This is a genomic window from Pseudoalteromonas sp. 5Ae-yellow (assembly GCF_014077565.1).
Taxonomy (GTDB): Bacteria; Pseudomonadota; Gammaproteobacteria; order Enterobacterales; family Alteromonadaceae; genus Pseudoalteromonas.
In genome coordinates this window covers 16145-37457 of record NZ_JACGWD010000030.1, presented here as the reverse complement: position 1 = coordinate 37457, position 21313 = coordinate 16145, and the positions used below count along the sequence as shown (strand labels likewise).

15 protein-coding genes are annotated in these 21313 nt (G+C 39.1%); 14 read left to right on the top strand and 1 reads right to left on the bottom strand.

The features are described from left to right. The first annotated feature begins 199 nt into the window (after positions 1-199). The 14 genes from H4J63_RS09930 (at position 200) to H4J63_RS20305 (ending at position 19904) form a co-directional block, all read left to right on the top strand. Positions 200-2089 carry a methyl-accepting chemotaxis protein gene (locus H4J63_RS09930; RefSeq protein ID WP_004334742.1) on the top strand — a complete coding sequence of 630 codons (1890 nt, stop codon included), beginning with the start codon at positions 200-202 and terminating at the stop codon, positions 2087-2089. Positions 2090-2094: 5 nt separating this feature from the next. Next, entirely contained in the window at positions 2095-3177 is a 1083-nt protein-coding gene (locus H4J63_RS09925; protein ID WP_033020915.1) for a GGDEF domain-containing protein, read from the top strand. Between the two features lie 13 nt (positions 3178-3190). After that, positions 3191-3805, top strand: a complete 615-nt coding sequence (locus tag H4J63_RS09920; protein WP_039487734.1) for a DsbA family protein — start codon at positions 3191-3193, stop codon at positions 3803-3805. A gap of 250 nt (positions 3806-4055) precedes the next feature. Next, positions 4056-4808 (top strand): DUF3450 domain-containing protein, encoded by a 753-nt coding sequence (locus H4J63_RS09915; RefSeq protein WP_004334751.1) that lies wholly within the window; start codon positions 4056-4058, stop codon positions 4806-4808. Positions 4809-4818: 10 nt separating this feature from the next. Next, positions 4819-6186 carry a MotA/TolQ/ExbB proton channel family protein gene (locus tag H4J63_RS09910; RefSeq protein ID WP_182196276.1) on the top strand — a complete coding sequence of 456 codons (1368 nt, stop codon included), beginning with the start codon at positions 4819-4821 and terminating at the stop codon, positions 6184-6186. Positions 6187-6189: 3 nt separating this feature from the next. Continuing rightward, positions 6190-6717, top strand: a complete 528-nt coding sequence (locus H4J63_RS09905) for a MotA/TolQ/ExbB proton channel family protein (protein ID WP_024605227.1) — start codon at positions 6190-6192, stop codon at positions 6715-6717. Positions 6718-6770: 53 nt separating this feature from the next. Then, positions 6771-7184 carry a biopolymer transporter ExbD gene (locus H4J63_RS09900; protein ID WP_004334764.1) on the top strand — a complete coding sequence of 138 codons (414 nt, stop codon included), beginning with the start codon at positions 6771-6773 and terminating at the stop codon, positions 7182-7184. A gap of 12 nt (positions 7185-7196) precedes the next feature. Beyond that, positions 7197-7802, top strand: coding sequence for an energy transducer TonB (locus H4J63_RS09895; protein WP_024597386.1), 606 nt, complete (start codon positions 7197-7199; stop codon positions 7800-7802). Between the two features lie 45 nt (positions 7803-7847). After that, the gene (locus H4J63_RS09890; RefSeq protein WP_182196274.1) at positions 7848-9176 is read left to right on the top strand and encodes a lipopolysaccharide assembly protein LapB; all 1329 of its coding nucleotides are present in this window, start codon (positions 7848-7850) and stop codon (positions 9174-9176) included. 284 nt (positions 9177-9460) lie between these two features. Beyond that, a complete protein-coding gene (locus tag H4J63_RS09885) occupies positions 9461-13549 on the top strand; it encodes a hypothetical protein (RefSeq protein ID WP_182196271.1) in 4089 nt (1362 codons plus the stop codon). Positions 13550-13613: 64 nt separating this feature from the next. After that, the gene (locus tag H4J63_RS09880; RefSeq protein ID WP_182196268.1) at positions 13614-16316 is read left to right on the top strand and encodes a TonB-dependent receptor domain-containing protein; all 2703 of its coding nucleotides are present in this window, start codon (positions 13614-13616) and stop codon (positions 16314-16316) included. A 220-nt stretch (positions 16317-16536) separates the two neighbouring features. Next, positions 16537-17676 (top strand): aspartate-semialdehyde dehydrogenase, encoded by a 1140-nt coding sequence (gene asd / locus H4J63_RS09875; protein ID WP_024598173.1) that lies wholly within the window; start codon positions 16537-16539, stop codon positions 17674-17676. A gap of 339 nt (positions 17677-18015) precedes the next feature. Continuing rightward, positions 18016-18717 (top strand): hypothetical protein, encoded by a 702-nt coding sequence (locus H4J63_RS20310; RefSeq protein ID WP_241763415.1) that lies wholly within the window; start codon positions 18016-18018, stop codon positions 18715-18717. A gap of 41 nt (positions 18718-18758) precedes the next feature. Continuing rightward, positions 18759-19904, top strand: coding sequence for a bifunctional diguanylate cyclase/phosphodiesterase (locus H4J63_RS20305; protein ID WP_241763416.1), 1146 nt, complete (start codon positions 18759-18761; stop codon positions 19902-19904). A 233-nt stretch (positions 19905-20137) separates the two neighbouring features. On the opposite strand, the gene H4J63_RS09865 is transcribed toward H4J63_RS20305, so the two are convergent. Continuing rightward, positions 20138-21313, bottom strand: a complete 1176-nt coding sequence (locus H4J63_RS09865) for a GGDEF domain-containing protein (protein WP_182196266.1) — start codon at positions 21311-21313, stop codon at positions 20138-20140.

Sequence of the window (21313 nt, the reverse complement as noted above, 5' to 3'; positions counted from 1 at the left end):
AGGAACGTTCCATAAAAAATAAATCTAGTCATTAATTATTTTAATATTAGCCAGTTACCCACCAAAGCCTTTTGTTTTACAATCCTTCATTCTTATTTTTCATCAATAACCTAACTGTAAGTCTCTTTTACTAGGACATTTAGCTAAATTTTTGCTAAAACAGTAAGGCTAATAACGATAAATAATAAAAAGGATGTATATGCTTAACTCGTTGAAATTTACTTCCAAAGTGACTATTGCAGCCTCTTTAATTTTGGTTTTGGTGCTAGGGTTATTTACTTTTAATAACTACATTGCGATGCGCAAGCAAACCGAGCAGCAGTTAAGCCTGGTATTGCAACAAAATTCCGAATCTGTTTCACAAAATATAGCGAGTTGGTTAAATGCAAAGTTGGCGATTGTAATATCAATTGCTAAAACCCATAAAGCTAATGATTCTAAAGCACTCACCCTTTCACAATTAAATACAGCAGAGCTTGCTGGAAGCTTTAAAAATACGTATATAGGTAAATCCAGCGGCACGTTTATATTAAACGATCAATCAGTCGTTTTACCTCCAGATTTTGATGCGACTTCTCGCCCTTGGTATAAATTAGTCGAAAACAAATCAAATACCGCTTTTACAACTCCTTATATTGATGTAACCACTAACGAGCTTACAATTTCAGCGGTAGTACCCATACTCCAAAATGGTCAGTTTAGCGGCGTTGCAGGTGCCGATATTGATATGCAGACCGTGACAAAAATTATCAACGATATTGACTTTTTAGGACTCGGTTATGGTTTTTTACTCGATAATAAAGGTCAAGTGTTAAGCCATCCAAATGCTCAGTTAAACTTAAAAAATACATCTGACATCTTTGGCACCAATACGCCTTTACAAAGTGAGTTTACCCAGTACGAGATAAACGGAGAGTCTAAGCTTATTTCGTTTACAAAAATTAGTGGTATTGAAAACGTAGATTGGTACCTAGGTGTTGTTATAGACAAAGATAAAGCGTATGCCAGTGTCTCTAATTTTGGCCAAACCGCAGCTGTTTTTATGGTGATAGGAATTATCACTATTATAATTATGATGCAGCTTTTATTACGCTATTTAATGCAGCCAATGAATCGTTTAAACGATGCTATTAAAGATATAGCACAAGGTGAGGGCGATTTAACAAGGCGTTTAACCGTTGAAAACGATGATGAATTTGGCGATTTAAGCTATTCATTTAATATTTTCATCGAAAAAATTCAGCATTCAATAGAACAAGTAAAAGAGTCTACAAAGCAATTAGATACAGCTATTGAGAGCTTGGTATCACAAACACATTCTTCGCTGTCTATGTATGATGATCAAAGTAAACGAACCGATAGCGTTGCTGCGGCTATCAACCAGTTTTCTGCCACATCAATGGATATTTCAAGTAACGCAGAGAGTGCATCGCAGCTTGCTAAAAATGCAGATGAACATTCAACACAAAACCAAGAAGCATTAAGCCACAGTGTTGCAACTATCCACCAGCTCTCGGGTAATATGGAAAAAGCTCAGCAAACTATAAACAGTTTAAATGCGCATACAGCCAGTATTGGCCAAGTGCTTGAAGTTATTAAAGGTGTAAGTGAGCAGACGAATTTATTGGCACTTAATGCCGCAATTGAGGCTGCTAGAGCAGGAGAGGCGGGACGCGGTTTTGCCGTTGTAGCAGATGAAGTTCGCCAATTAGCGCACCGCACTCAACAGTCAACGCAAGAGATTGAAGACACGGTTAGTCAGTTGCAAAAAGGCTCAAACCTTGCGGTAGAGCTTATGAAAACAAGCCTTGAAGGCAGTGAAAAAAGCGTGCAACAAGCCGATGCTGTTGGCAATTTAATGAGCCATGTTATACAAGCGATTCAACAAATTAACGATGCAAATCACTCTGTGGCCACTGCAACAGATGAGCAAAACCAAGTTGTTAAGTTATTAGATACAGATATTCAAACAATTAATTCGCTTTGTATACAAGGCAAGGCCAACTTAAATGACACGCTTGACGAATGTACCAAACTAAAACAACAGTTTAGTGCTTTAGAAAATATGGTTCAAAAGTTTAAAGTATAAAATTAATGACTAAAAAAAATGTGAATAAACCAAATTGGCTCAGTCTAATAAATATCGACAGTGTTTATAGCTCAGACATGCAACGCAAAGCGTTTTCTTTATTTACCATGATTGGGATTTCAATTGTGGTGATCGCAGTATTAGTGTTTTTTAATTATAAGCTTTATTCGCCACTACTAACCGCTTCATTAATTATCGTTAACATTACAAATATAAGCTGTTCTATCTATTTTATAAAAACGGGTAATCTGCAAGTTGTGGCATTAATAAGTATGAGCATTGTGTGCATGATGTTTGTTGCACTTGTTTATACCGGCGGTAAAGATAATACCGCGCTATATTGGCTAATGTTTTATCCTGTCGTAACGTTTGCATCTTTAGGGGTTAGATTAGGTGCTTGGTTAGGCTGTACCTTACTGTTTTCTTGTATTGTTATTTTATACGGCCCTGACTTTGGTCAAGTTAGCTATGGCAACGTAGAAAAAACACGTTTTATAGCGTCCTTTTCTATGGTGTTTTTATTCTCATTTATTGGTGAGTATTTTAGGCATAAAAGCCACATGGCTATTGCCGATATTACGCTAGAGCAAAAACAAGATGCTTATACTGACCCCCTTACTGGCATAGCAAATAGACGTTTTATTACCTCTCATTTTTTAAAGCTTGCTCAAACACGCCCAGAGCAGTACTTACCTTTTTCAATATTGTTAATTGATTTAGATAATTTTAAATCTTTAAACGATACGCATGGCCACGATTTTGGTGATACGGTATTGATAGAATTTACCAAACTTCTTGAGTCTCAATTTTTGGCAACTGCGTTAAAGGCCCGTTATGGCGGTGAGGAATTTGTTGTTATTTTACCGCAGCTCACTGCCTCTACAGCCACTGTAATTGCGAACAAATTTCGAGAAGCCGTGGCAGGTCATGTTATATTTACTGATGACAAGCAGCGTATTTCAATCACCTGTAGCATTGGTATTTCCCAAGTAAATAAAGTAACTGATTATGATGATTCATTAAAGCAAGCTGATGAAGCTCTTTATAGTGCAAAGGCTGCTGGTCGCAATAGAGTCGTCTCAAACTAGTTGAAGGATTAATATGTCTCAAAGTAAGTTAATATATGTCCATGACCCAATGTGTAGTTGGTGTTGGGGTTACTCACCAACCTGGCTTAAGCTAAAATCAGAGCTTGCTGGTAAAGTGGCAATAGAATATAAAGTAGGTGGCCTAGCACCCGATAGCCAAGACCCAATGCCACAAAATATGAAAGAGATGCTTGAGGGGACTTGGCATAAAATTTCAGCTCAGTTAGGTACGCAATTTAATTATGATTTTTGGCGCAATTGCCAGCCAAGGCGTTCAACGTATCCCGCATGTAGAGCCGCTCTTATAGCGCGTAAAGCGGGTAAAGAAGCTCAAATGGTGGCTGCTATTCAACACGCTTATTACCTAAACGCACAAAACCCGTCTGATGAAAGTACATTAATTAGTTTGGCTGAAAAAATTGGCTTAAATAAAGATGAGTTTTCGGAGCAGCTAACATCAAGCGAGCTTAATGAGGAGCTCAAAGCGGAGTTATCCTTTGTTCGCACTTTACCAATTCAAGGTTTTCCCTCACTAGTGCTTATTAAAGATAATAAAGCTTACCCTATAGAAATTAATTATACCGATTGGCACTATTGCCTTAATCAAATTAATTCAATTTTGGATTAACCACCTTCTTCCATCTTCTTAATAGGGGTATTTGGCCAGCAAGTCCCCTTATTCGCGTTAAAACCTCCTCGTAAGTCTTAATTGTTACCATTGTCATAAAAGCGACTTTTTTGCGCAACATCCTTGTCATGTTTCACCTATAAACTCCTGCTCATTGAATTATTAAGTCATAAATTATTTATATAACAAAGTTTATGACCTAAAAAAACAAACTAGCAAATCCGCTAACTAACGAGTAAAGGTGTATGCGATGAAAGGCGTTAAACCATTAATCTTAGCTGGTATTGTGGCCGCAAGTGCAGCAGTACACGCAAACGATTTAGATAAGGTTATTGATAAAAGCAGTGAAATTAATAAATCAGCTGCGCAATCACAAACAAAAATAGACAAGATTGCAGATTCAATGCAAGGACGTTTACAGCAATTTAAAACCCTCAATAAAGAGATTGATGGTTTAGCTGTATACAACGCCCAGCTAACTAAACAATTAAATAATCAAATAGAAGAGATGGAATCTTTAAACCTGTCAATGGATCAGGTTTCTATTATTGAACGTCAAATTACGCCGCTAATGCTTAGAATGATTGAAGGTCTTGAGCAGTTTGTATCTTTAGATATTCCATTTTTAGCTGATGAGCGCACTAAGCGCGTTACGTCTTTAAAAGAAATGATGAATCGTGCTGATATTAACTCAAGTGAAAAATTCCGCCGTGTACTTGAAGCGTATCAAGTAGAAGTAGACTACGGGCGCACTATTGAAGCTTATACCGCACTTTTAAATGTGGATGACAAAGAGCGTGAAGTTGATTTTTTACGCATTGGCCGTTTAGAGCTTATTTACTTAACACGCGATGGCAAAAAAGCAGGTAGTTGGAATGCAGATACAAAGTCATTTGAAGCATTACCAGACTCTACAATAAGCCAAATTAATAAAGGTTTACGCATTGCGCGTAAACAACTTGCCCCAGATATGTTAACTCTGCCAGTACATGCAGCAGAATAAGAGGTTGAAAATGAAATTGTTTACTCAAATGACAAAAATAGCTCTTTTTGCTGCAAGCCTAAGCATTACTGGTGCAAGTATAGCGGCAGAGCCAATGAACTTAGATTCATTACTTAAAACGCTTGAAAATGGTAAATCAGCTCAAAGCGAGCAAAATAAACAACGTGAACAAGAGTTTGCTGCTCGCCAAAGTGAGCAAGTACAAATGCTTAAAAATACCCAAGCAAAGCGCAATCAAATGCTGGTGGAATCTGAACGTCTAGAAACGCAATTTGAAGAAAACGAAGTAAAACTTGCTAACTTAACAGACACGCTTTCTAAACGCATGGGTTCGCTTAAAGAGTTGTTTGGCGTTCTTCAACAAGTTGCAGGGGATTCTAGTAATAAATTTGCGACATCAATAGTATCTGCTCAGATTGCTGGGCGCAGTACGTTTATGGATGACCTTGCTCAAAAGATGGGCTCAACTTCAAAACTTGCGTCAATAGAAGATATTGAAAAAGTATGGTTTGAATTACAACGCGAAATGACCGAGCAAGGTAAAGTAAGTCGTTTTAACGCAAGTGTTATTGTTGAAGGCGGTACTAAAGCACAGCAAGAAGTTGTGCGAGTGGGCGCATTTAACCTCGTATCAAACGGCAAGTATTTAGAGTTTAATCCTTCGACTAATTCTTTGAGTGAATTAACTCGCCAACCTGTATCGCGCTTTACTGCAACAGCAGAAGAGCTACAAAGCACTAAAAGTGGCGTGGTGCAATTTGCACTTGACCCAACAGGTGGCTCTATACTTGGTTTATTAGTACAAGCACCGGATACCCAAGAGCGTGTTCATCAAGGTGGCACAGTGGGTTATGTGATTTTAGGCGTAGGTGTTATTGCACTTCTTATATCACTTGAGCGTTTTTTCTCATTATTGATTATGGGCGGTAAAATTCGTCGTCAACTTAAAGATACAGTTGCACGTGATGACAATCCGCTTGGACGCGTAATGAAAGTAAAAGATCAATTTCCAAGTGTTTCACACGACACACTGGAGCTTAAACTAAGTGAAGCTATTTTACGTGAAATGCCAAAAGTGACGCGTAATTTAACACTTATCAAAATCATCTCTGTTGTTGCGCCACTACTAGGTTTATTAGGTACGGTAACCGGCATGATCAACACATTCCAAGCAATCACCTTATTTGGTACTGGGGATCCTAAATTAATGGCGGGTGGTATTTCTCAAGCACTAGTAACAACGGTATTGGGCTTAGTGGTCGCCATACCAACGGTATTTTTATACACCTTACTTAATACGCGCGCTAAAAATATCTTGTTAACTATCCAAGAGCAGAGCGCCGGTATTATTGCAGAGCGTAGCGAGAAGGGAGCATAAACCATGGTGCTATTGATTGATTCAATCAATGCTATCCGTGATTTTCTCGACACTGGTGGCCAAGTACTCTTGGTCATCGGGGTGTTAATCTTCGCGATGTGGTTATTGATACTCGAGCGATTTATTTACTTTTTCAACGGTTTTCGAAGCTATAAACAGGGTGTGAAAACCGATTGGATTAACCGTTCAGAACGTAATAGCTGGAATGCAGAGCAAATACGCGAAGCGATGATATCGCGAGCAGGTATGCGCTTAAACACCAATCTTTCTTTGATTAATGTGATGGTTGCTTTGTGCCCACTACTTGGTTTGTTAGGCACTGTAACGGGCATGATAGAAGTGTTTGATGTAATGGCAATTACCGGCACAGGGAGTGCGCGTTCAATGGCATCAGGGGTATCTAAAGCAACTATCCCGACAATGGCAGGCATGGTAGGTGCGTTATCTGGGGTATTTGCCTCAACGTACTTACAACGAAAAGCTAAGCGCGAAGTAGAACTACTACAAGACAGCATGGTTTTAGACCATTAAGCAAAATTTTGATAAGCGGCTTATATAAAGTCGCTCATCCTAGGAGAATAAAAATGAGAGCCCCGTTAGGAAACCTATTTCAAGAAGACGAAGCTGAAGAAATAAACATGACCCCAATGCTAGACGTTGTATTTATCATGCTTATTTTCTTTATTGTAACTGCCTCTTTTGTTAAAGAAGCCGGTATTGATGTAAACCGTCCAGAAGCCGCAACAGCAGTTAAAAAAGAGCGTGCTAATATTTTAGTGGCTATTTCTGATACAGGCGAGATTTGGATTAATAAACGTCAAATTGATGTACGCGCAGTACAAGCCAATATCGAGCGTTTAAAAGCAGAAAATCCACAAGGTAGCGTTGTGATTCAAGCGGATAAAAAAGCCACTACCGAAATGTTAATTAAGGTGATGGATGCCTCACGCGCGGCGGGCGCATTTGATGTATCAATTGCCGCACAAGATGCGTCTTAAGGGCTAGTTATGTTGCGATATTTAGTTGCATTAGTGATAGCCGGTGTAGTGACCTTTATGTTGTTTTTAGGCATGCAGGCACTGATCACTGGCGGTGAAGGCGCTATGACGGATCCGGTTAAGGGTAACGTACTTGATTTTGTTCGCTTGAAAAAAGAAGAAACCGTACAAAAAAAAGAGCGTAAGCCACAAAAGCCACCAACACCAAAAGAGCCGCCACCACCAATGGAATCACCGCAAATGCAAAATAGTGATGCTACAGCAAATGCGAACAACTTTGACTTTGGTGCCAATGTAGATGCGGATGTAAATTTAGCCGGCGGGTTAGCACTTGAAACAAGTGATGGTGAATACTTACCGATTGTAAAGGTGGCCCCTGTTTATCCGCGCCGTGCGTTATCACGTGGCATAGAAGGCTACGTTATTGTTGAATTTACAGTAACTAAACAAGGCACTGTACGCGACCCACAAGTAGTAAAAGCAGAGCCTGAGTCACTTTTTGATAGAGCCGCGATGGATGCAGCCCTTAAATTTAAATATAAACCGCGCGTAGTAAACGGTGAAGCCGTGGAAGTTGCGGGTGTTCAGAACAAAATATCTTTCCAAATTAGCGGTTAATTTAGTAATTAACCACGAGTAAACGGACAGAAATGCGAGGCGATTATGAAATTACTACCTACAGCTAAACTTTTAAAGTTAACACTATTTTGTACCGCTGCGATCAGTACAAGTATTGTTGCACCAAGTGCTCTAAGCCTAATTCCAGGTCTAAATGTAGCTACTGCATATGCAGAGCAAGAACAAAAAACGAAACGTGTACCAGCACTGCGTGAAAAGGTTTATAGCCAGCTTGCTCGTGCTCAAAAACTTGCAGACGATGGTGATGTTAAAGGTGGACTTGAAGCGCTTGATAGCATTCAAGAGCGAGCTGCAAGCATGAACTCGTACGAAGTGGCAATGATGCATAACTTTTACGGGTTTATTTATTACAACGAAAACGACTTACCAAAAGCGATTGCCTCGTTTGAAAAAGTGGTAGCAGAGGAAGCAATTCCAGAGTCACTTCGTTTAAGCACTACATTTAGCTTGGCTCAACTGGCTATGGCTAATAGTGATTACACTAAAGTTATCTCTTTTTTAGATGACTGGGACAGTATTAACACTCAGCCTAAAACAGAAGGCTACTACTTGTTAAGAGCTCAAACATACTATCAGTTAAAAGATTATAAAAAAGGGCTTGAGTACATATCTCAAGTGATTGCTTTAAGCGACAGCGAAGGTAAAGCCCCTAAAGAAAACTGGTTAGTACTACAGCGTGCAATGTATTACTCGCTTAATCAAACTGACAAAGTTGTTGAAGTGCTTGAGCGCATGGTAAAGCTTTATAATAAGCCTGAGTATTGGGTGCAGTTATCGGGTATGTATGGTGAAACAGGTAGGGAGAAACAACAGTTGGCGGTAATTGAAGCGGCTTACCAGCAAGGATTTTTAACCTCTAAATCTGATTTACGCCAATTAGCGCAAGTGTATTTATACAATGGTTTAGCGTTTAAAGCTGCAAAAGTGATGAGCGATGCCATTGATAAAGATATTGCTGAAAAAACAGCAAAAAACTACGCTTTTGTTGCCGAGGCGATGATCCAAGCTAAAGAAGATGAAAAATCTATTACCTACTTTGCAAAAGCTGCTGATTTATCTGAGCACGGTAAATACGATCAACGTTTAGCCGAAGTATTTGTTAATACAGAGCAATATGAAGAAGCCGCCGATGCAGCGCGTAAAGCACTTGATAAAGGTGGTCTTGATTTTGAATCAAATGCATTTGTTGCACTGGGTATGGCGCAGTACAACATGCAAAATTTTGATGCATCAATTTTAGCGTTTGAGCAGGCAGAAAAACATAAAAAATCTCAGCGTTTAGCACAGCAGTGGATCAAATATGTAAAGCGCGAAAAAGTGCATGCAGAAACATTAAGAACGGCACTGCTTTAAGCTTTAGTAATAACGTTTAAATATAATTTCATAATCGCAAATCCAAACCACACTATTTTTAGTGTGGTTTTTTTATGTTTTTAATAAATTAACTACTTGAATTTTATGTAAATAACTTTGTCATCTTATGTTTATTAAAGTGTAACTGTAATGTCATATAGCTACCGTAAGGTAGGCGCTGCTGATAACTCAAGTGACCTTAAAGCATTACTTAATGTTTTAAGGTGACTTGAGTTTATTTAAAGCACTTAACAAAATAATTAAATACTTTAACGGAGTGAACAATGAAATTATCTGACTTATTTAAAGTTAGTTTGATTGCAACTGCAGTATCTTTAGCGGGTTGTGGTGGTGACTTAGTAGTATCTGAAGGCGACACAACAATAAATGAAGGCGACACAGTTACTAATGTTGTTGAAGGTGGCAGTGGTACAGTAGATGAAACATCATCGCGTGATGATTCGCAAAATGCAACTACGGGTTTCCCTGCTGATATCGACAATGCACTTGTTCAAGGCTTAGCAACGGATGTATCAAGTGAATTTCCAGCAATAACAGATAAACCAGTGTATCGCTTAAGTGCTGATACAACATTGATTGCTGATGTTTCACTAACTAATGATGCACATTGGATTGTGAGTGGTCGTACTGCTGTGGGTAATGACCGCGCAGATATTACAACGCTTTATATTCAGCAAGGTACAACGATTATTGGTGAGTCAGGGGATGACTTTTTAGTTGTGCGTCGTGGTTCACAAATTGAATCAGTCGGCACTGCAAGCCAGCCAATTACGATGACATCAATTCAAGATGTTACGGGTAGCGAGACAGCAATTGGCCAATGGGGTGGTTTGGTATTACTTGGTAATGCACCTGCAAACTCATGTGGAGACCAACAAGGTGAAGCAACAGCAGACGAACTTGCTAACTGTGGCGTGTCAGCTGAAGGTGATGCAGGTCAGTTCGGTGGAAATATCAGTGATGATAATTCAGGTACTCTAAAATATGTACTTGTTAAGCAAGCAGGTAAAACGCTTGGTAATGGTGATGAGTTAAATGGTATTACATTTGCCGGTGTTGGCTCTGCAACTACGGTTGATTATATCCAGGTTCATGAAAACCTTGATGACGGTATCGAGTTTTTTGGTGGTACGGTTAATGTAAGTAATGTAGTGCTGACTAACATTGGTGATGATTCACTTGATTGGTCTTTTGGTTGGACGGGTTCGGCTACTAATGTTTACATTCAACAAGCCGCTAACGTAGGCGATAACGCTATTGAAGCTGATAACTCTGAGTTTGATTCAAGCGCCACGCCATTAACACTGCCTACTATATCTAACGTAACAATCGTCGGTGCAGAAGGTAATAATGGTATTCGTCTACGCGCTGGTACTGCGGGCGCTCTTAAAAATGTATTTGTAACGGGTCCTGCTACTTACGAAAACTGTTTACGTGTAGGGTCTGATTCAGTTCCTCGCGCTGAAGATGGCACACTAACGATTGTAAACTCTATTGTGGCGTGTCAAACAACGGCAAATAATTTTGGTAGTGAAGTAATTAACGGTGGCGACGTACAATCTTGGTTTGAAGGACAAGATGGTAACCAAGTACTTACGCCTGCAGAGCTTATGCTTGCTGATGACGGTTACACGCCACTTGCTGGTTCACCGCTTATCGCAAATGGTCAAATTGGTGCTTTTGATGGTTCAACTAATTGGATGGAAGGTTGGACTGTCGGTATTAATGGCGGCTTCCCTACTGATATTGATAACGCGCTTGCACAAGGCTTAGCATTAGATGTTTCTAGTGAATTTCCAGCAATTACAGATAAACCAGTATACCGTTTAACTGAAGATACAACGTTCACAGCAGATGTAACGCTTACTAACGATGCACATTGGATTTTAAATGGTCGTACTGCAGTTGGTAATGACCGTGCAGATGCAACTATATTATATGTTCAAGCGGGTACAACGCTAATTGGTGAAACAGGTGATGACTTTTTAGTTGTACGTCGTGGTTCACAAATTAATGCCAATGGTAATGCAACTGCGCCAATCACTATGACATCTATTCAAGATGTAACAGGCGCTGAAACAACGATTGGTCAATGGGGCGGCTTAGTATTATTAGGTAATGCACCCGCTAACTCGTGTGGCGATCAAACCGGTGAAACGACAGCTGAAGAATTAGCTAACTGTGGTGTATCAGCTGAGGGTGACGCTGGTCAGTTTGGTGGTGATATTATCGATGATAACTCAGGTGTTCTTCGTTATATTGTTGTTAAACATGCAGGTAAAACGCTGGGTAATGGCGATGAACTTAACGGTATCTCATTTGCAGGTGTTGGTTCACAAACGAAAGTTGAATACATTCAAATTCACCAAAACCTAGATGATGGTGTTGAGTTTTTTGGTGGCACAGTTAATGTTCGTAACATTGTACTAACTGATATTGGCGACGATGCATTCGATTGGTCATTTGGTTGGTCGGGTCGTGCACAAAATATCTATATTCAACAAAGTTCAGTTGAGGGTGATAACGCAATAGAAGCTGATAACTCAGAATTCGATTCAAATGCGACACCATTGACTAAACCACTAATTTCTAACGTAACAATTGTAGGTGCTGATGGTACTAACGGTGTTCGTTTACGTGCAGGGACAGCGGGCGTTCTACGAAATGTTGTTATAACGGGCCCTGAAGGTTACTCAAACTGTTTACGTGTAGGCTCAGACTCTGCTGCTAATGCAGAATCGGGTGAGTTGTCTATCGAAAACTCAGCTGTTGCATGTAGTGAAGATAATAACTTTGGTTCACAAGCAATTGGTAGTGGCAATGTGCAGTCTTGGTTTGAAGGTCAAACGGGCAACTTAACGCTTACGGCTTCAGCACTTAATTTAGCGACAGACGGCTTTACACCAAAATCGGGTTCACCTTTATTAGGTGCTGGTGGGGATTCATCTGAGCTTGACTCGTTCTTTACCAAAACAGATTACATCGGCGCATTCGATGGCGATAATAATTGGATGGATGGTTGGACAGTTGCTATTACACCAAGCTTTCCTGACGATATTGCTAATGCATTAGCACAAGGACTTGCAACAGATGTTTCTGCTAGCTTCCCTACAATTACAGACAAACCTGTATATCAATTAACCTCTGATGTTGTATTTACATCTGATGTAACACTGACTAACGATGCGCATTGGATTTTAAAAGGACGTACAGCCGTTGGTAATGACCGCGCTGACAACACAACACTTTATGTTCAGTTTGGTACAACATTAATTGGTGAGTCGGGTGATGACTTCTTAGTTGTTCGCCGTGGTTCTAAAATTGAAGCGGTAGGCAGTGTAAATCAACCAATTACTATGACGTCAATCCAGGATATGACGGGAGGCGAAACTACGATTGGTCAATGGGGCGGTTTAGTATTATTGGGTAATGCACCTGCTAACTCATGTGGCGACCAACAAGGTGAAGCTACCGCAGAAGAACTTGCCAGTTGTGGTGTGTCTGCTGAAGGTGACGCAGGCCAGTTCGGTGGTAATGACCCTGAAGATAATTCAGGTACGCTAAAGTATGTTGCAGTTAAGCAAGCGGGTAAAACGCTGGGTAATGGCGATGAACTTAACGGTATTACACTTGCGGGTGTTGGTCGTCAGACTGAACTAGATTACATTCACGTTCATGAAAATCTAGACGATGGTGTTGAATTTTTTGGTGGTACTGCAAATATTAGTCACCTTGTTTTAACAAGCATAGGCGATGATTCACTTGATTGGTCGTTCGGTTGGACGGGTAAAGCGCAATATGTACTGATTAAACAATCAGACTCTGAGGGCGACAATGCAATTGAAGCTGATAACTCTGAGTTTGATTCAAGTGCAACGCCACTAACAATGCCAACTATCTCTAACGTAACAATTATTGGTAATGTTGGTGTAAATGGTATCCGCTTACGTGCAGGTACTGCGGGTATGCTTAAAAACGTAGTGGTTACAGGTGGTGCAGACTATTCAAACTGTTTACGAGTAGGCTCTGATTCAGCGCCGCGAGCAGAGGACGGTACATTAACTGTTACTCACTCCATCGTTGCGTGTGAAACCGCTAACAACTTTGGTACCCAAGCAATTGGTACAGGTAATGTTGAATCTTGGTTCTTAGGACAAACAGGTAATTCAGTTCAAGTAGCCGCTGACCTTGGGCTAGCAGATAATGGCTATATGCCAACTGCTGAGTCGTTATTACTTGGTAATGGCTTTGATTCATCAAGCTTAGATAGTTACTTTGATTCTGTAGATTACATTGGTGCGATGGATGCACAAACAGACTGGACAGCAGGTTGGGTAAAAGTAGGCCTTTAACCCAAACCACATTATAGCCGAGCGAAAGCTCGGCTAATGTCTTGTTTTGTTTCGGAGTATAAAAATGAAATCTTTTAAACCCTCTACACTTGCTTTATCAAAGTTAAACTACGCTGTAATGGCTGCGTTACTTGGTTTATCAGTAAATACAGCTACGGCTGCTGAGCAGCAAGTAGAAGAGCAAGAAATAGAAGAAGTTGTTGCTGTAGGGCAACGATTAAAGGGCAGTGCGGGTGCTGTACTGCAAGAACGTCAAAACCAAGCGTTTGTTGCTGATATTATGGGTGCAGACCAAATATCACGTACTGGTGATGGCGATGCTGCCTCTGCACTTCGCCGTGTTACTGGTTTAACGTTAGTCGATGGCAAATTTATTTATGTGCGTGGTTTAGGTGAACGCTATTCTAGTACTCAGCTAAATAGCATGTATGTACCAAGCCCTGATCCTACTCGCTCAGTGGTTCCTTTGGATTTATTTCCATCTGAAATTATTGAAAGCTTGAGTGTACAAAAGTCATTTTCACCGGATATGCCAGCTCATTTTGGTGGTGGTAATGTAAATATTCGCACTAAATCAATTCCTTCTGACTTTTTATTAAAAGTACAAGTGGGTACATCGTACAATACTTCTAATAGCGATACCGGTTACTTTTACAGTGGCGGTGATGATGACTGGATGGGTCGAGATGATGGTTCGCGAGCATTATCGGATGTGTTTACTACTGCGCTTACCAGTGATGCTGGTCTTGAGGGCAATATAAACACTACGTTAGCTGAGCGTAAAAACCTGATTCAATCGCTTGATTGGGATGTAGGTATTTCAGAAAAGGATGTTGACCCTGCTATGAACTTCTCTATTGCCTTAGGTGATAGATTTGAAAGTGAGGTCGGTACTTTTGGTGTGCTTGCAGCCGTATCTTACGATAACGAGTGGGAAGTAGTTCAAGAGCAAAGCGGCTCAAGCCTTGGTAGCTTAGGCTGTGAAGACAAATGTTTTGCCCAGTATTACGATGGTACATCGACTGAGCAAAATGTACGTTGGAGCGGCACATTAAATTTAGGATATGAGTTAAACTCAAACCATAAGTTTGAGCTTACTAATATTGCACTTCATGACATGAGTGACCGCGTACGTAACCGCGATTACTTTGATGCAAATGAAACCGAAGAAGGTGTCACCGAATTACGCCGAGTAGATATTACGTACGAAGAGCGCGAAATGTTTTCGACTCAGCTTAAGGGGACGCACAACTTTCCAGAGCTAAATAATTTATTTTTTGATTGGTATGGCGGTTTAAGTCGAGCAAACCGTAATGCACCAGGTGGTTTAGATGTTGTTTATCAGCAAAACTTAGTTGATGGCGTGCTTGAATCTGAACAACTGCAAGATGTGGCTGCAACAAATATCACCCGTGAGTATCAAGTATTACACGACGATGTTGAAACATTTGGTTGGAATATGGGTATGCCTTTTTATGGTGACGGCTATGAGCTTGAGTTAAAAATAGGCGGCGATTTTTCAGAGAAAAAACGTGATGCAAGTAATGTGAAGTTTGGCATTACGCACCGTGGTATAAGCGATGAGTACTCGTTCGGCTCTAACGTAAGCGATATTTTTGCTGATGAAAACACGGCGAATGACGCTTTTTATGCAAGTGTAACAGGCTCAGGTATTTTTGATGACGGCACCACTGATGGTGATAAGTACAGTGCAGCGCATAAATTAGATGCTTATTATTTTATGGCGGATTACTTCTATCAAAACACTTGGCGTTTTACTGGTGGCGTTCGATGGGAAGATTTTTCTCAAGTATCAGTCGGTTATGAAGCGCATACTAATTTCTTTGAAAATACGTTACAAGAAATCCAAGATGTAGCTATTAATGAAGATAACTTTTTTCCTTCTTTAGCTGTTACGTACATCATGGATGAAGAAATGCAATTTCGCTTAAATTTAAGTGAAACAACCATTCGCCCTGATCTACGTGATGTAAGCTCTTCTTTCTTTGTTGACCCGTTAACTGAGTTTCTGGTGAGAGGATCACCTAGTTTACAAAGTTCTAATTTAAAAAATGTAGATTTTAGGTTTGAATGGTATATGCCATCAGGTAATAACCTTTCTGTTGCATTGTTTTATAAAGACATTGAAAACCCAATTGAAATGGTTGAGCTTGCGGGCGTAGGTGGTGCATCTCCACAGTTATTAACAGCAAATGCTCAGTCGGGTAAATTGTCGGGTATTGAAGTTGATTTTTTAACTGACTTTGGCTTTATAAATAAAGATTGGTCTTCAGCATTTTTGTCAGGCAACGTTACGCTATCTGACTCAAGTGTTAATTTGGGGATTAATGATTCAGACGGTGTTGACTCACTGTTTGAAACACAGCTTAAAGAAGCCCTTGAGGCCGATACGGTATCGAATATTGTAACTAACAATGAGCGTCGTTTAGTTGGTCATTCTGAGTGGGTTGCAAACTTACAAATGGGCTATGACTCGAATGATGGGTTTCATTCTACTTCATTAATTTATAATGTGTTTGGTCCTCGTATAATTGTACCTGGTACACGTGGAAATGAAGATGCAGAAGAAAAGTCGTTTCACTCAGTTGATTTAGTTTATTCTTACTTCCCTAACTTTAACTCTAAAGTTAATTTTAAGGTTAAGAATATGCTTGGCCAAGAAAAAGAAATTGAACAAGAAGGTCTTACCCTTTGGGGACAAGACACCGGCACTGAGTTTAGTTTAAGTTATAGCTATGAGTTTTAAGCTTTATTTAAAATAAAACTCAAGGAATGAAATAGTAAACTTCACTATCTATTAGCTCTGTATTTTAATACAGAGCTTTTTTGTGTTTATGCTCAGTATGAAAAATATTTAAGTTCTGTTTTATTCACTAGTTTTAGCCGTCTACGAGTGTTAGTTTAGCGTTAATGAAAATTAAATCTCACGCAATGAATTTAATTTTTAATGTATTAAGGCATCTTTTATGAATCAAACAGTGGAACAAACAATGAAAAAAGTAGGATTAGTCGGTTGGCGTGGCATGGTTGGCTCTGTGTTATTAGAACGTATGCAGCAGCAAAGTGATTTTGCCCATATCGACACCACCTTTTTCACCACCTCACAAGCGGGTCAACTAGGCCCAGATATAGCAGGCGACGCAAAACCATTACTAGATGCAAGTGACATTAGCGAACTTGCTAAAATGGATATTATTGTTACTTGCCAAGGCGGTGACTACACCAATGCGGTATATCCAAAACTTCGAGAGTCGGGTTGGGATGGTTACTGGATTGATGCAGCTTCAGCGCTGCGTATGAGTGAGGACAGCATTATAATGCTTGATCCCGTAAACAAAGATGTTATTGAACAAGGCTTAGAGCAAGGCGTTAAAACCTTTGTGGGCGGTAACTGTACTGTATCGCTGATGCTACTTGCATTAGGTGGTTTATTTGAGCAAGACCTAATTGAATGGGTAAGCCCAATGACTTACCAAGCGGCGTCGGGCGCTGGTGCACGAAATATGAAAGAGCTTATTGCACAAATGGGCGCTATTCATGCAAGTGTTGCAGATAAACTAGATAACCCAAGCTCTGCTATTTTAGAAATTGATAAAATAGTAAGTGAAACAATGGCGTCAAAAGACTTACCACAAGACCAATTTGGTGTGCCATTAGCGGGCAGTTTAATCCCGTGGATTGACGTACCTATGCCAAGCGGTCAGTCTAAAGAAGAATGGAAAGCGCAAGTTGAAGCGAACAAAATTTTAGGTTCTTCAAAGCAACCAGTGCCTATTGACGGTTTATGTGTACGTATTGGCGCTATGCGTTGTCATTCACAAGCGATGACCATTAAATTACGTGAAGATATTAGCGTAGAAAAAATTGAAGAAATTTTAGCGTCTCATAACGAGTGGGTTAAGGTTATTCCTAACGAGCGTGAAATTAGCGCAACAGACTTAACACCCGTTAAAGTAACAGGCACTTTAACAATTCCTGTTGGCCGTATTCGTAAATTAGCGATGGGGCCAAAATACATCAGCGCATTTACAGTAGGCGATCAGCTTTTGTGGGGAGCGGCAGAGCCACTTCGTCGTATGCTACGCATAATTGTTGATGGTGAGTAATACCAATTCGCAATAATACTTAATCAATTTGAGGGGTTAAATCTGACGCTAACTACGTTAAATATTTCTGATATAGAACAACTAAATAACGAAATCTTTGCCTTGTTATCGACACGATTTTTCTTCCCTCAAAATAGATCACTTAATTAAGCGAATTGGTATAATATATAATTAGTATTAACAAAAGGGGTTGGCAATTTGCCAGCCCTTTTTAGTTTAATGGCTTATAAAACCGCTTAAGAGGCTTAAACAATACTTTTTTATGAATGTTCACTGTTGTTTATTATTGAACTTAAGTAAACTGTTTACATTGTGCAACAGCCTATTCAAGTAACATTAATGACCTCTCATATAAATAACTTTGCCAATAAGCGATTAGCATTTGTTAGCTCCTATTTTAGTTCTGCAATTGCTATAAACACGGTTGTTTCTTGTTTTCTTATTTTTAGCAGTATTAACCACAGCGCCTCGCAAGAAAAAATTTACTGGCTTTTTACGTTATCATTTATTTCATTACTTCGAATAGCCAGCCATGTATTTGTTAACAACACCCATGCTTTTAAATATCATCTGTATTTTATAGGTTTATTATTAACAGCCGTAACTTGGGCTGCTTTCCCCATTTTGTTTTATGAAAATATGCCAATGCAGGAGAAGTTTGTATCACTCGTTGTTTTTAGCTCCCTTGCTGGTGGCGGTGTAAATGTTTTAGCTTCTGATATTCGTTCCTCCTTGTCGTATATAACCTGTTTACTGGTTCCTTTTAGTATTTTATTACTTTTACAGCCTATTGAAGATGAGAATGTACTAGGTATTTTAGGGCTCGTTTTATGGTTTATTTTGTGTTTTGTTACCGCTGTACGTTCTGCTAAAGATGTAAAGTCATCAATTAATGATGAACTTAAGTTAGATCAATTTATTGAAAACTTAGAAAACGAAGTGCAACTTCGTACCGAACAAATAATCCTTTTAGAGCAAAAAGATAATTTAACTAAATTGTTTAACAGGGGAGCTTTGTTTCTAATGTTGAACTTGATTTAGCCAATCAAAATGATGATATTAAAGCCGTTTTATTTTTAGATATGGATGACTTTAAAATCATCAACGATAAATACGGTCACGATTTTGGTGACTTTGTTCTGGCCCAAACAGGTAAACGATTAGTTGAAACACAAACTCAGGGCGATTTTATTGCTTGTCGTTGGGGAGGGGATGAGTTTATTTTTTATTCTCGTAGTAACACCGAAGACGAACTTTTTGACTGTGTTTTTAGATTAGTTAAAACTTTAACGAAAACAGTAAGCATGGATAGCTATCAAGTAAACCCTTCTTTTAAGGTTGGGCTGTATTTTACGCGTGAAAACTTTAATCTTGAAGACGCGATTAAATACGCTGATGTTGCTATGTATGAAGGTAAGAAAAGCCGTAATGAAATATCGGTATTTGACGAGCGAATGCATGAATCGCTTAAAAGAGAAGAAGTACTTCGCAGCTCAATTAAAGAGTGCGTAGAAAAAGGTGACTTTCATCTGTGTTATCAACCTATTGTTGATATAAGTACAAATGAAATAACCACGTTTGAAGTACTACTTCGTTGGCAGTTTAATGATGAATTTATTCCCCCTTCAGAATTTATAGATATTGCAGAGCGATATGGGAAAATTAATATATTAGGTGAATTTGTACTAGAGCAAGCCATCGCGAGTTTAAGTAAGTTAAACGCTGTGAATAGTAAGATTGGATTGTCGATTAATGTGTCGGTGTTGCAACTAGAAAACCATAATTTTTTAGATTTTTTAGTTGCTCTTCTAAATAGATATGCTGTTAAACCATACAATGTGCATTTAGAAATAACAGAAACAGTGATGATTAAAAATTTACCGTATTTGTCAAAAGTGATTACGGCCATAAAAAATACCGGTGTGCGTATCTCTATTGATGATTTTGGTACTGGGTTTTCTTCTATATCGGTTTTAAAAGAGCTATCAGTTGATTACATTAAAATAGATAAATCTTATATTGATAATATTTGTGAGTGCTCAAAAGACAAAAGTATTGTATCTGCGGTAACTAACATGTCGCATATGATTGGTTGCCAAGTAATAGCGGAGGGCGTAGAAAACCCCGCTCAGCTAACGTTATTACAAAGCTTACAAATTGATAAGTATCAAGGTTTTATATTCAGTAAACCAGTTAGATTTGCCGATGCGCTTAAACTTATTAGTTAGAGCGCTGGCTTTTCAGGCACAAAGTTTGTTTTATCTAGGTTCGATTTAAGCGTGCCGTGCGTTTCTGGCTCGCTGCGAGCGGTAACTTCTTTTGTGTTATTCTATTAGCTTACATTCATATGAAAATAACTTAAAACGGAGCAGTCCGCCTCGTTTTTTTAATGCTATTTGCCTAAAGATGCTGCCGAAAATTCAACCTAAAAAGATAGGTAGGCCTTAGTAATAATGAACTTTTATTGACTTAATTCGCTTATATGAACTACCTGATTACGCCCTCCATTTTTAGCATGATAGAGTGCTTTATCTGCCTCATTTATTGCGCTTTCAATTGCGCTTTCAATTGCGGTTTTATTGCATTTAATATTTATTACGCCAAAACTTGCCGTAACATTAATTATTTTATCATTAAAATGAATCGGACTACTGGCGAGTGCGTTTCTTAGTTTTTCGGGGAATGCTTTAGCTGTAGGCTCGTCGTTACGTGCTATTAATAAGGTAAATTCTTCGCCACCAATTCGGCCAAACAAATCATCTGGATTTATGCAGTCTTGCATTATTTTCGCCGCTTCTACTAACACCACATCACCTCCTGCATGTCCAAACTCATCGTTTATTTTTTTAAATTTATCTATATCCCAATAAATTAAGCTTACGTACTTATAATTATTAAGTTTATCTTTTAGTTGCTCTTGGCTTTTATTATAAAACCCACGCCTATTTAAGCAGCCCGTAAGTACATCAGTCATTGCAAGATGGTTCATTTTTTCGGCTAAATCAGACGCCATTATGAATATCATAAATACGGCCATGCCGACATGAGCAGCAGGGACAGTCATAAAATTAATTAATGTATATAGCGCTATATATTCTTCATTCACTTGGCTGCCTTGCAGTAATGCTATGCTTGCTGCAACAAATAAAAGTAATCCACATAGCGAATAAGTGATACTAGCGCCTATTTCAGCAGGGAGTGATTTTTGCTTATGCCTGAAAATAATAACCGCACTTAGTATCAGTAAGATCACATCGTAATACACATACAACGACATAAATAAGCCAACATGCACATTTATGACTGTAAAATAATAAACAGCAGCAAGAGTTACTATTGCCGAGATGATTAAATAGCGAATTTTTATACTCGAATTTACCCTAATGCAATGCCCCCATGTACCAAGTAGCACAGAGCCTACTGAGAAGCTGCTTCCTAACATCAAATATAGTGTATGAGAGTCAAATAATGGTTCTGCTGATATTGTTGCCCATTGGCATGCCGAGAGTGCGAATGCGATTGTCCAAAGCATGGCATATTGCTTTTTACCTAACGTAAACCACGACATTAAAAATATGACAGACCAAATAACACTGGTTAAAAATAGGGTAACTAATATATAAAAAACAGGGTTCAT